This window comes from Sphingosinicellaceae bacterium, from assembly GCA_019285715.1.
Taxonomy (GTDB): domain Bacteria; phylum Pseudomonadota; class Alphaproteobacteria; order Sphingomonadales; family Sphingomonadaceae; genus Glacieibacterium.
Map to the genome: position 1 here is coordinate 2060325 of CP079108.1, position 12015 is coordinate 2072339.

11 protein-coding genes, 1 tRNA gene and 1 pseudogene are annotated in these 12015 nt (G+C 67.9%); 6 read left to right on the top strand and 7 right to left on the bottom strand.

All coding sequences use genetic code 11. The features are described from left to right. Positions 1-79 precede the first annotated feature (79 nt). Together KX816_09565 and KX816_09570 are read right to left on the bottom strand one after the other, a co-directional pair. A complete protein-coding gene (locus KX816_09565; protein QXQ08188.1) occupies positions 80-1501 on the bottom strand; it encodes a hypothetical protein in 1422 nt (473 codons plus the stop codon). Positions 1502-1926: 425 nt separating this feature from the next. Beyond that, the gene (locus tag KX816_09570) at positions 1927-2583 is read right to left on the bottom strand and encodes a response regulator transcription factor (GenBank protein QXQ08189.1); all 657 of its coding nucleotides are present in this window, start codon (positions 2581-2583) and stop codon (positions 1927-1929) included. 249 nt (positions 2584-2832) lie between these two features. On the opposite strand from KX816_09570, the gene KX816_09575 reads away from it, so the two are divergent. From KX816_09575 to def, 5 genes and pseudogenes are all read left to right on the top strand, one after another. Further along, a complete protein-coding gene (locus KX816_09575) occupies positions 2833-3252 on the top strand; it encodes a hypothetical protein (GenBank protein ID QXQ08190.1) in 420 nt (139 codons plus the stop codon). 54 nt (positions 3253-3306) lie between these two features. Next, positions 3307-3447, top strand: a pseudogene (locus KX816_09580) (hypothetical protein). Between the two features lie 27 nt (positions 3448-3474). After that, positions 3475-5601, top strand: coding sequence for a hypothetical protein (locus KX816_09585; protein QXQ08191.1), 2127 nt, complete (start codon positions 3475-3477; stop codon positions 5599-5601). A 114-nt stretch (positions 5602-5715) separates the two neighbouring features. Then, a tRNA-Leu gene (locus KX816_09590) sits at positions 5716-5800 on the top strand. Positions 5801-5880: 80 nt separating this feature from the next. Then, complete coding sequence (gene def, locus KX816_09595) at positions 5881-6429, top strand: peptide deformylase (protein QXQ08192.1); 549 nt, start codon at positions 5881-5883, stop codon at positions 6427-6429. Positions 6430-6574: 145 nt separating this feature from the next. On the opposite strand, the gene KX816_09600 is transcribed toward def, so the two are convergent. After that, entirely contained in the window at positions 6575-7285 is a 711-nt protein-coding gene (locus KX816_09600; GenBank protein ID QXQ08492.1) for an SDR family NAD(P)-dependent oxidoreductase, read from the bottom strand. Positions 7286-7452: 167 nt separating this feature from the next. Further along, positions 7453-8910, bottom strand: coding sequence for an amidophosphoribosyltransferase (purF, locus tag KX816_09605; protein QXQ08493.1), 1458 nt, complete (start codon positions 8908-8910; stop codon positions 7453-7455). Positions 8911-9004: 94 nt separating this feature from the next. On the opposite strand from purF, the gene hisI reads away from it, so the two are divergent. Continuing rightward, entirely contained in the window at positions 9005-9373 is a 369-nt protein-coding gene (hisI, locus tag KX816_09610; protein ID QXQ08193.1) for a phosphoribosyl-AMP cyclohydrolase, read from the top strand. Here hisI and KX816_09615 read toward each other — a convergent pair. The 3 genes from KX816_09615 to KX816_09625 form a co-directional block, all read right to left on the bottom strand. Beyond that, positions 9370-9750 carry a VOC family protein gene (locus KX816_09615; protein QXQ08194.1) on the bottom strand — a complete coding sequence of 127 codons (381 nt, stop codon included), beginning with the start codon at positions 9748-9750 and terminating at the stop codon, positions 9370-9372. The genes hisI and KX816_09615 overlap by 4 nt on opposite strands. 25 nt (positions 9751-9775) lie before the next feature. Then, positions 9776-10657, bottom strand: a complete 882-nt coding sequence (locus tag KX816_09620) for a DMT family transporter (protein ID QXQ08195.1) — start codon at positions 10655-10657, stop codon at positions 9776-9778. 78 nt (positions 10658-10735) lie between these two features. Further along, a complete protein-coding gene (locus KX816_09625) occupies positions 10736-11902 on the bottom strand; it encodes an isovaleryl-CoA dehydrogenase (GenBank protein ID QXQ08196.1) in 1167 nt (388 codons plus the stop codon). Positions 11903-12015 lie beyond the last annotated feature (113 nt).

Sequence of the window (12015 nt, forward strand, 5' to 3'; positions counted from 1 at the left end):
CCCAGTTGCGCCAGGAGCTTGGAAATCGGAGCGCTGGGGCCAGCTGGGTTCCGGCATTCGCCCGAATGACAAGGGGGTCCTAGGCCGTTTCCACCGTTCCGATGACCAAGGGCAGCCATAACAACAGCTTGGTGCCCGACCCTAGCGCGCTCTCGTAACTGAAATTGGCGTTCAGGGCCTCGGCGCGCGCGGCGATATTGGCGAGGCCGCGGCCCTGGCGGCCCGATCCGTCGAAGCCGCAGCCATCGTCGGCGATGGTCACCAGCACGCCGTCAACGCCGTTGCGCGCGGCTCCGACGCAGTCGACCTCGACCTTGCTGGCCCCGGCGTGCTTGAGGACGTTGCCGATGCCCTCCTGCAGGATGCGCAGGATGTGGAGTGCGCCGACCGCGTCGAGCCACGGCAGCGGGGGCGCGAGCATGGTCTTCCAGACGAAGACCAGCCCCGCGTCGCCGAGTTCCCGGTCCATGCGGTGGCGCAGGCTGGCGAGCAGCATGACGACGTCGCCGTTGATCGGCTCCAGCGAGTCGACGCCGATGCGCAGGTCGGAGATCGAGCGCTGCAGCGTCGCGATGGTGTTGGGCGATTGGCGCTCGCGCTGTGCCACCGCCAGCGCGGTGATCAGGCTGGAGCCGATGCCGTCGTGGATCTCGCGCATCATGCGCTCGCGCTCGAGGTCGACGGCGTTGCCACCCTCCAGCCGGCGGCGCGCGGCCTCGCTCTGGCCGAGTTTCTCGGTGGCGTCGCGGACGCGGAGTTCGAGGGTCTCGTTGACGTCCTCGACCGCGGCCAGCGCGACCAGCACGCGTTTGCCGATGGCGAAGCCGAAGGCCAGGAACACCAGCAGCCCGCCATAGGGCTGGAGCTGGAAGGTGACGCCGCGCCACGTCGTCGAGAGCAGGATAAGGTCGGGGAAGCCGAACGCCGTCGACACGGTCATCGCGCTGAACATCGCGACGTTCTCGATACTCGGTGAGCGACGGATCGCGCCGCCGAGCAGGTACAGCGTCGCGAACGCCAACGGCCACATGATCAGGTAGCTCGGGGCCGGGTTGTTGCCGGTCGCGATCAGCCCGTGGCGAATGGCGATCGCGCCCGCGCAGACTGCCGCGGAGGCCAGGATGATGCGCCGGCGGTGGGGAACGTCGAGGAAGGTCGCGGCGAAACCGAACGCCGCCCAGAACACCGCGAACATCGAGTCGGCGTTGAGGGTCCAGAACACGCCGTCGTCGAACGGCACCGAGTCAGCGAAATACTGGAGGTTCCAGAAGCACCAGAACAGCCCGACCAGCGCCAGCCAGCCGAACACGCGCTCGGTGGGGCGCGAGATCCAGAACAGCAAGGCTCCCAGCGACAGCACCGCGATGACCCCGGAGATCAGCTCCGGCCCGGCAACATTGAGGAACCAGCGCAGCCGGTATTCCTCGCGAAGCTGCTGGTCGCTGCCGACGAGCATGCGGCCGACCGTGGTCGAGCGGCCGTTGTCGGCCTCGACCCGCATGGTGATTTCGTTGACCGGGGCCGCAGCAGCGTCGTCGGCAGACCGATGAACACCGGCCGGTGCCAGCCGAACGAGCGATCGGCCTCGTTGGCGTTGCTGCGGAAGATCTCGGTGCCGTTCAGGAAGACCGTGTAGCGCTCGCGGACGCGGTCACTGAACAGCGCCAGCGGTGCGTTGCCGGGCGGCCGTTCGAAGGGCAGGCGGACCCACGCCGAGGTGCCGCGCGCGTGGCCCGCCGCGCGCCCCCAGGTCATCGGCACCGTCACCGGCTGCCACCCTGAAAGCGGGATCGTCGCGGCAGCGGAGCGCGTCATCACGCCCCGATCGAGCTCGACCGGCTCGGCCGCCCGCGCCGCAGCGATGGCGATCAGCCCGGCCAGCAGCAGCAGCCCCGCGCCGATCATCCGCCATCGCCCCGGCACCGCCTAGTGCACGCCCATGATGCCGCGGCTCGACGCCTCGAATACCGCCTCCGAGCGCGAATTGACCTCGAGCTTGCGGTACAGGTTCTTGACGTGGGTACCGACGGTCTGCGGCGACAGCGTCAGCAACCCGGCGATCTCGGCATAGCTGAAGCCGCGCGCGAGAAGCCCCAGCACTTCGGCCTCGCGCGGCGACAGGCCCTCGCCCTCCGACACGCCCTTGCCGGTTCGCGACGGCTGCAGCTGCTGCAGCAATTGCCGCGCGATGATCGGGCTGATCGGCGAGCCGCCGCGGCGGATCTCGCGGATGCCGGCGACACAGTCGTCGAAGCGCTCGTCCTTGAGGATATAGCCGCGCGCGCCCGCCTTGATGCTGGCCAGCACATTGGCCTGGTCGGCGAAGATCGTGATCACGATGATGTCGGTGTCCGGATAGCGCCGCGAGGTCTCGGCGATCAGCGTGATGCCGGTGCCGTCGGGCAGGCCGAGGTCGCACAGCAGCACGTCGAAGCCGCCCTCCTTGACCAGCAGCAGGCCGCTTTGCGTGCTGCGCGCCACCGCGACGACGGTGATGTCGTCGGCGGCGGCGATCGCGGACGTCAGCATCTCCACGGTCACCGGGTCGTCTTCGATGATGGCGACGCGGATCATGTCGTTCATGTGGACACGCTTTCCCCCGGAATAGCGACTGCGGCTCCCGGCAGCGGGACAGTGTTTCGGCCGCCGATCAGTCGCCGCCGGCCCGGATATACCGGCAGGTCGTTACGGAGGCATACCCGATTCCCGGTAGGCGGGTCGCGCGTTCGCGGGATGCCCAGCCCTTAATGCCGCTTCTATCAGGTCGTTACGCCTCCAGACCGGAGGACCGCCCGGACCGGGCGGTGGACCACAGCACTCAGGGGCACTGCAATGAACATTTCCATGACCAATGGCCGGCGACTGCTGGCGATGACCGGTGCCAGCGTGCTGGCGATGACCGTCGGCACCAACGCCTGGGCCGGCTCGACCGCAGCGTGCGTCGTCGGCGCGGGCACCGACTCTACCGAGTGCGGCGTCGGTTCACAGGCGCAGAGCGCCGACGCAACGGCCATCGGTGACGATGCTCTCGCCAGTGCCAAGAACTCGTCGGCCTTCGGCTCCAGTGCACAGGCGACCGGGGTCAATTCGACGGCCACGGGCATGGTTGCGAACGCCGGCGGGACCGGTGCCTCCGCTTATGGTGCGGTTTCGACCGCGCAGGGCAACGACTCGTCCGCTTTCGGCTTCAACGCGGGGGCCTTCGACATCGGCGCTTCCGCATTCGGGTCTTCAGCGACTGCAAGCGGATAGGGTTCCTCGGCTTTCGGCTTTGAAGCAACGGCCGGCGGGTTCAATTCGGTCGCAATTGGCAGGGCAGCACTTGCAGACGACACCGGCGCGATCGCCATAGGCGAACAGTCGACCGCCAGCGCCGAATTCTCGTCGGCGATCGGCCAGGAGGCGTCCGCCACCGGTGCAGGCGCCGTCGCGATCGGTTACCAGTCGGCGGCCGGCGGCCAGCTTTCGACCGCGATGGGCTATCAGAGCACCGCAAGCCAATCGGGCGCGACAGCGGTCGGCGCGTCGTCGACCGCGATCTCCGACGCATCGGCTTTCGGTGTCTTCGCTTCGGCAAGCGGGGTCGAGTCGGCGGCGTTCGGTCACGAGGCTGCTGCCAGCGGGATTGATTCGTCGGCCTTCGGCAGCAACGCGCACGCCCTCGCCGAATACGCCACCGCGGTCGGTAACAGCGCGCAGGCCACCGGCAGCAGCGCCTCGGCCTTCGGCGACCTTTCGAAGGCGGCCGGCATCGAGTCGACGGCACTCGGCGGATCGGCGTTTGCGGAAGACAATTTCACCATCGCGATCGGGGCTGCCCATGCCGCCGGGCTCAACTCCTTCGCCGCCGGGCTCGGCGCGACGAGCACCGAACTCGACTCGATCGTGATCGGGCACGATGCCACCGCCTCGGGCGTCGGCTCGATCGTGCTCGGGCGAAATGCCGCCGCAATCGCTGCCGGCGGTATCGCCTTTGGCGACACTGCGAGCTCCAAGGGCCCCGGCTCGACCGCGGTCGGTCACAACACCAAGGCCGAGGGCGACGAAGCCACCGCGCTCGGCGACGGTGCGGAGGCGACACAGGACTTTGCCTTGGCCATCGGCGCCGGGGCAGCGGCTTCGGACGTCGACGCGATCTCGATTGGCCGCCTGTCCGTTGCCAGCGCCAGCAACGCGCTGGCATTCGGTCACGGCAGCCTGTCCACCGCTCAGTTTGCCACCGCCGTCGGCCACAACAGCCAGGCACTCGGGGAGAGCAGCGCGGCGTTCGGCGACGGGGCCTGGGCGACGGGCGTCCAGTCGACCGCCGCCGGTGCCGGCTCGCTCGCCTCGGGTGACCGATCAGCCGCCTTCGGCCTGAACGCCACGGCCTCGGCCGACAACGCCTATTCGTTCGGCGGCATCGCTGCCGGCAAGGGATCGACCGCACTGGGCTCGGAAGCGCAGGCACTCACCGATAACTCGACCGCCATCGGCAATAACGCGATCGCAAAGGGCGGCGCCGCAGTGTCGATCGGTTTCGGAAATATCGCCAACGGTGACGGCGCGGTCGCAATCGGTGATCCGAACTCGGCCACTGGCCTCGGTGCGGTCGCGATCGGCAAGGACAACACCGCGAACGGCATCGGCGCAGTCGCGATCGGCAACTTCTCGGCCGCGGTCGGGGACTCGGCGATTGCGCTCGGCAACGCTGCGGTCGCCATTGCGGACGGTGCGGTTGCGATCGGTAAGGGCACCAGCGCCAACTTCACGAACGCCGTCGCGCTCGGAGCCGGCGCTGCGGCGACCCGCGCCGGGCAGATCGTGCTGGGGGGGACCGGCAGCTCGGTGACCATCGGCGACCTCGCGTCCAGCACCGCGGCGCAGACCGGCGCGCTATCCATCATGAAGGTCGATGCGTCCGGAACGGTGGGCAGCAACAGCACCATCCTCGCCGACTTTGCGGCCGGGCAGGCGGTACAGGACGGTCGCCTGACCTCGATCGAGGGCGTCAACACCACCCAGGACACGCGCCTGACCGGTGTCGAGACCAAGAATACCCAGCAGGACACCCGCCTGACCGGTGTGGAGGCTAGGAACACCACGCAGGACACGCGCCTCGACGGTGTCGAAGGGGTCAACACGACGCAGGCGACGCAGATCGCCGCGATCCAGACGCTCGACACCACGCAGAACCAGCGGATCACGGCGACCGAGGCGGTGACCACGACGCAGGGCACCCAGATCACCGCGATCCAGGCGCTCAACACGGTGCAGGACACCCGCCTGACCGCAGTCGAGGGCGTCAACACGTCGCAATCGACCCGGCTGACGGCGCTCGAGGATGCGCAGGCGTCGACCTTCAACCTGATCGACCACAACCGCAACGAGGCGCGCCGGGGTATCGCGGCCGCTGCGGCGATGACCACCGCACCGCTGCCGTCCGCTCCGGGCAAGACCAGCTACGCCGCCAACACCGCGGTCTATCGCGGCAAGGTCGCCTTCAGCCTGTCCTTCGCCCACGCCATCGACATCGGCTCGCCGTTCGCTCTGACCGCGGCCGTCGCGCACAGTGGCGGCAGCGACACCGTCGGCCGCGTCGGCATCGCCGGCGAGTTCTGATCAGCCGGGGGCACTGATCGGAAATCTCCGCTTCAGGGGAGGGCTGGCCGGGTCGGGGGAGTTCCCTGGCCCGGCCATTTCCTTGCCGGAAACTGCAGTCTATAGGGGCGCGGCGCGGGCGTGGTGAAACTGGTAGACGCGCGGGACTCAAAATCCCGTTCCGCAAGGAGTGTCGGTTCGATTCCGACCGCCCGCACCATTTTTCACACGGCCAGCGTTCCCTCTCGCACGAAGCGCGGCTCCCTTGAGTTGCAAGCAACCGGATATTATCTGAATACCATGGCGATCCGCGACATCATCGAAGCACCCGACCCCTACCTTAGAACGATCTCGACTCCGGTCGAGGCGGTCGACGATGAGGTGCGTACGCTCGTCGCCGACATGTTCGAGACGATGTACGACGCGCCCGGCATCGGCCTCGCCGCGATCCAGGTCGGCGTCGCCAAGCGCGTGCTGGTCATCGACCTCCAGCCCGACCCGGAGCCCGTCGAAGGAGTCGAGCCCGCAAACCAGGAGCGCATCCGCGAGCCGCGGGTGTTCATCAACCCGGTGATCACCTGGGAATCGGACGAGTTGTCGAGCTACAACGAGGGCTGCCTGTCGGTCCCGGAGCTTTACGGCGACGTCGAGCGTCCCGCCAAGGTCCACGCGACCTGGCTCGACGAGACCGGCGCGGCTCACGACGAGGACATCGACGGCATGCTGGCGACCTGCCTCCAGCACGAGATGGACCACCTCAACGGCGTGCTGTTCTACGACCATCTGTCGAAGCTGAAGCGCGATATGATCGTCAAGAAGCTGACCAAGGCTCAGCGTAAGGCGGCGTAAGTCTTAACGCGTCGTCGGCCCGGCGATCCTACCCCGACATCCCGGGTAACCTCCCCCGTGATCCCGGCGAACGCCGGGACCTATCTCCCGGACTCAGGTGATGGGTCCCGGCGTTCGCCGGGATGACGGGGTAAAGGTTTGCCCCTCAGTTCCTCAGGTCGATCACCGCTCCGCTGGCGAAATCCCGCTCCAGCAGCCCGACCAGCGCCGCCGCGACGACCTCGGGCCCCTTCAGCGTCGACGCGTCCTCGCCCGGATAGGCGCGCGCCCGCATCTTGGTCGCTGTCGCCCGCGGGTTGACCACGGCGACCCGCACCGGCGTCGTGCCCGCGACCTCCTTGCCGTAGGTCTGGACGAGCATGTCGAGCGCCGCCTTGGTCGCGGCATAGGCACCCCAGAACGCCCGCGGCTCGCTGGCGACGGTCGAGGTCAGGCTGAGCAGGCGTCCGGCCGCGCTCGACCGGAGCAGCGGATCGAACGCGCGGATCAGCCGGAAGCTCGCGGTCAGGTTGAGGCTGACGACCTGGTCCCATTCCTTCAGGTCGATGTGCGGGACCGGTGTCAGGCTGCCGAGCGTCCCGGCGTTGATCACCAGCACGTCGAGCCGCCCCCAGCGCGTCGTCAGCGCTCCCGCCAGCCGGTCGATAGCATCGAAGTCACGCAGGTCGAGCGGCGCGATGGTCGCCTTGCCGCCCGCGGCATGAATGCGGTCCTCGACCTCGATCAGGCCCGCCTCGGTGCGCGCGGTCAGCACGACATGCGCGCCCGCCGCTGCCAGCGCTTCCGCCGTCGCCGCGCCGATACCGCGTGATGCCCCGGTGACGAGTGCGACTTTACCAGCGAGGAAGTGCGGCATCTTGCTAACCTTCTGCGTCATGCTGGCGAACGCCAGGTCGACGCCTCATTGTCATCCCGGGCTTAGCCCGGGACCCAGCCAACGCCGGGTGGTCCCTGTGGGTAGCTGGGTCCCGGGTCGAGCCCGGGATGACAAAATCATCCAGAAAATGGATCCGGCAGGACCCGTTAGATCATCCGCTCCGACAGCATCGACAGTTGGTCGGGAACCTCGAGGTCCTCCTGGTCGGTCAGGCGCGTCGGATAGTCGCCGGTGAAGCAGGCGTCGCAGTATTGCGGCGCATCCTCCAGTCGCATGTCCTCGCCGAGCGCGCGGTAAAGGCCGTCGGTGGAGACGAAAGCCAGGCTGTCGACCTTGATGTATTCGCGCATCCGCTCGACGTCCATGTTGGCAGCGAGCAGCTTCGAGCGGGCGGGGGTGTCGACCCCGTAGAAACAGCTGTGCCGGGTCGGCGGCGAGGCGATCCGCATGTGGACCTCGGCGGCCCCGGCATCCCGCATCATCTGGACGATCTTGAGGCTGGTGGTGCCGCGAACGATCGAATCGTCGATCAGGATGATGCGCTTGCCGTCAATCATCGCGCGGTTGGCGTTGTGCTTGAGCTTGACACCGAGGTTGCGGATCTGGTCACCCGGCTGGATGAAGGTCCGCCCGACATAGTGCGAGCGGATGATGCCGAGCTCGAACGGCAGGCCCGATTCCTGTGCGTAGCCGATCGCGGCAGGGACTCCGGAGTCGGGCACTGGCACGACCATGTCGGCCTCGATCGGGCTCTCGCGGGCCAGCTCGACACCGATCTTCTTGCGCACCTGATAGACGCTGGAGCCGTCGACGACCGAATCGGGACGGCTGAAATAAACGTGCTCGAAGACGCAGGGGCGAGGCCGCACGGTGCCAAACGGGCGCAGCGAACGCAGGCCGCGGCCGGTGATGACGATCAGTTCGCCCGGCTCGACGGCACGGAGGAACGTCGCGCCGACGACATCGAGTGCCACCGTCTCCGACGCCAGGATGTACGAGTCGCCGAGACGCCCGAGAACCAGCGGCCGCACGCCGAGCGGGTCGCGGCAGGCGATCATGCCCTCCCCGGTCAGGCAGAGCAGGCTGTAGGCACCCTCAACCTGCTTCAGCGCGTCGATAAACTTGTCGAGCAACGTCCGGTAAGTGCTTGTCGCGACGAGGTGGATGATCACCTCGGTATCGCTCGTCGACTGGAAGATCGAGCCGCGGCGGATGAGTTCGCGGCGCAGCTTCACGGCGTTCGAAATATTGCCGTTATGGCACAAGGCAAAACCGCCTGACGCGAGTTCGGCGTACAGCGGCTGGACGTTGCGCAGCGCCGTCTCGCCCGTGGTCGCGTAGCGGTTGTGGCCGATCGCGATCTTGCCGCGGAGCGTCCGGATAACCTCGTCCGAGTCGAAATTGCCGGCGACATGTCCCATCGCGCGGTGGGTGTGGAAGTCCTGGCCATCGAAGGTGGTGATGCCCGCCGCCTCCTGGCCGCGATGCTGGAGCGCATGCAGCCCGAGCGCGGTCAGCGCCGCCGCGCCGTCTGAACCATAGACGCCGATGACCCCGCACTCTTCGTGGAGATGGTCCTGCTCCCAGGGGTCTGTGGTCAGCATGGTGTCCATGGGGAGACTTTCGCGCAGCGGCCTGCGGCGGCATATAGGGACAGGTGGGCGGCTTGTCGCCCCTACGTTACGATTTGAGGACTCCATGAGCGACACGGCGCGCGAGACCTCGTTGGTCCTCGACCCGAAATGGGACGAACGCGGACTTATCCAGGCGGTTGCCGTCGACGCCGACAGCGGTGCGGTACTGATGGTCGCGAACATGAATGCCGCGGCACTGGCGGCGACCTTGGCCACCGGTGAGGCGCATTATTGGTCGCGGAGCCGCGCCGAGATCTGGCACAAGGGCGCGACCTCGGGGAATATCCAGCGCGTCCGCGAGGTCCGCATCGACTGCGACCAGGATGCCGTCGTGCTGTCGGTCGAACCCGCCGGCCCGGCCTGCCACACGGGGGCGGCGTCGTGCTTCTACCGGGTCGTGGGCGTCGATGCGCGGCTGGCGCCCGTCACCTAGGCGGGCGGCTGCCAGAGCTCGATGGCGTTGCCCTCGGGGTCGTGGATGCGCGCGAAGCGGCCGGTTTCGGGCGCGTCCCATTCTGCGCGGGTCTCGACGGCGATGTCGGCGGCCTGAAGCTTTCCAAGGAGTTCGTCGATGCCGCTGACCCGGAGGTTGAGCATGAACTGCTTGTCCGCGGCGAAATAGTCGGTCGTTGCCTTGAACGGCGCGAAGATCGTCGGGCCGCCGACGGTGCTCCACTCCCATTCCCCGGCTTCTCCGGCACCTTCGGCCCGGCAACCCCCGCCGACGCCGAGATGGGTGACGTACCAGGCGCTCAATGCGTCGGGATCGCTCGCCCTGAAGAAGATGCCGCCGATGCCGAGGACGCCCATGCCCAGTTCTCCCTTGGGGGAGAGGCTACGTCGCCAGTGGCGCGGCGTCCATCGCGCGGCGGTCGGCCCGTGCCGCCCACAGGCACGCGCCTGCGATGATCGCCGCCCCGGCCCAGACCTGTAGGCGTACCGCCTCGCCGAACAGCGTCCAGCCGAACAGTGCCGCCCACGGCAAAGCGGTGAATTCGAGCACGCCGAGCACCTGGACCTCGACCTTGGCGTAGGCCCGCGCCAGTAGCTGGATGCCGAGGTTGCCGAACAGCCCGGCGGCGGCGAACCAAACCCAGCTCACCGGCTCCGGGAACGGCTGGCCCACCGCGAACGGGCTGAGCAGCAGCATCGGAATGACGGCGCCGGTCAGCGTAAGGAGGGTGGAGCCGTCACTGGCGGCCCGGGCCCGCATGACGATCGCGGCGAGGGCATAGGTCAGCGACGCCGTGATGATAGCGGCGAGGGCAGGACCGCGCTCGCCGGAGAACGAGGGTGCGCCCTGGACCGTGACCAGTACGCCGACAAAGCCCAGTGCCGCAGCGGCGAATACCGGGCCGCGCATCTTCTCGCCAAGGAACAGCTGTGCCAGCGGCGGGATCATCAGCGGCGCGGTGAACGACAAAGTGATCGCCTCGGCGAGCGTCAACCGGGTGATCGCGAAGAAGAACAGCGAGGCCGTGGCCGTGATCAGCACGCCGCGCAGCAGGTGCGCGCGGATCATCTCGGCCTTGAAGCGGGGCCGCCCATTCGCCCACCAGACCGCCAGCGCGATCACGCTCCCGGTGGCGTAGCGACCGAACACCACCAGCAGCAGCGCATGGCTCAGGCTGAGGTGTTTGACCGCCGCATCGAGCGCACACAGCGCCGCAATGCCCGTCGCGGCCTGGAGATAGGGAATGGCGGCGCGCGAAGACACCACCGGGGGTTAGCCCGGCGGTGTGATCAGCGCTAGTCGGCAGGCGGAGATCGCGCCCCTGGACTTTACCAGTCGCTTTCAGGCGGTCTCGGCAAACATCTCACGACCGATCAGGAACCTCCTGATTTCGCTCGTTCCGGCACCAATTTCATACAGTTTGGCGTCCCTGAGCAGGCGCCCCGTCGGATAGTCGTTGATATAGCCATTGCCCCCCAGCGCCTGGATCGCCTCGAGGGCCATCCAGGTCGCCTTCTCGGCCGAGTAGAGGATGCAGCCGGCGGCATCCTTCCGCGTCGTCTCGCCGCGGTCGCAGGCTTGCGCGACCGCATAGACATAGGCCCGCGCCGTCGAGGCGGCGACGTACATGTCGGCCAATTTGGCCTGCATGATCTGGAACTCGCCGATCGGCTGGCCGAACTGCTTGCGCTCGTGGACATAGGGCACGACCGCGTCGAGGCACGCCGCCATGATGCCGAGCGGGCCGCCCGCCAGCACGACGCGCTCGTAGTCGAGGCCCGACATCAGCACCTGTGCGCCGCGGCCGACGTCGCCGAGGACGTTCTCGGCCGGTACCTCGCAGTCCTCGAACACCAGTTCGCAGGTGTCGGATCCGCGCATGCCGAGCTTGTCGAGTTTCTGCGCGGTCGAGAAACCCGCCATGCCCTTCTCGATCAGGAAGGCGGTGATGCCCTTCGGCCCGGCCTCGGGGTCGGTCTTGCCGTAGACGACAAGCGTCTCGGCGTGCGGCCCGTTGGTGATCCAGAACTTCGAGCCGTTCAGCACATAGGCGTCGTTTCCCTTGCGCTCGGCCCGCAGCCGCATCGAGACGACGTCCGAGCCCGAGCCGCTTTCGGACATCGCGAGGCTGCCGACATGCTCGCCGCTGATCAGCTTCGGCAGGTACTTCGCCTTCTGCACGGGCGTGCCCCAGCGTGCGATCTGGTTGATGCAGAGGTTGGAGTGCGCCCCGTAACTCAAGCCGACGCTTGCGGAAGCCCGGCTGATCTCCTCGACCGCGACGACGTGCGCGAGATAGCCGAGGCCCGCGCCGCCGTCCGCCTCGCGCACCGTGATGCCGTGCAGTCCGAGCGCGCCGATCTTCTCCCACAGGTCGCGCGGGAAGGTGTTGGTCGCGTCGATCTCGGCGGCGCGCGGTGCGATCTCGGCCTGGGCGAAGGCGCGGACGCTGTCGCGGAGCATGTCGATGGTCTCGCCGTGGTCGAACTTGAGTGCGGACAGGGTCATTGGTCGCTTTCGTTGGGCGTATCTGGCGGTCTTAATGACTTTCGCGCAGGTCAGCCACCGGCGCTTGACGCGTCCTGTCGTCGCCGCTCTGATCGCCGTAGGGCTAGCCGGGG

Bases quoted from the DNA above. Each gene is read 5' to 3' on its own strand.
- KX816_09585 (QXQ08191.1), top strand. From the start codon at position 3,475: ATGGGCTATCAGAGCACCGCAAGCCAATCGGGCGCGACAGCGGTCGGC.
- KX816_09615 (QXQ08194.1), bottom strand. From the start codon at position 9,750: ATGGGCGTCCTCGGCATCGGCGGCATCTTCTTCAGGGCGAGCGATCCC.
- purF (QXQ08493.1), bottom strand. From the start codon at position 8,910: ATGCTGACCACAGACCCCTGGGAGCAGGACCATCTCCACGAAGAGTGC.
- KX816_09575 (QXQ08190.1), top strand. From the start codon at position 2,833: ATGAACATTTCCATGACCAATGGCCGGCGACTGCTGGCGATGACCGGT.
- hisI (QXQ08193.1), top strand. From the start codon at position 9,005: ATGAGCGACACGGCGCGCGAGACCTCGTTGGTCCTCGACCCGAAATGG.
- KX816_09570 (QXQ08189.1), bottom strand. From the start codon at position 2,583: ATGAACGACATGATCCGCGTCGCCATCATCGAAGACGACCCGGTGACC.
- KX816_09625 (QXQ08196.1), bottom strand. From the start codon at position 11,902: ATGACCCTGTCCGCACTCAAGTTCGACCACGGCGAGACCATCGACATG.
- KX816_09600 (QXQ08492.1), bottom strand. From the start codon at position 7,285: ATGCCGCACTTCCTCGCTGGTAAAGTCGCACTCGTCACCGGGGCATCA.
- KX816_09565 (QXQ08188.1), bottom strand. From the start codon at position 1,501: ATGCGGGTCGAGGCCGACAACGGCCGCTCGACCACGGTCGGCCGCATG.
- def (QXQ08192.1), top strand. From the start codon at position 5,881: ATGGCGATCCGCGACATCATCGAAGCACCCGACCCCTACCTTAGAACG.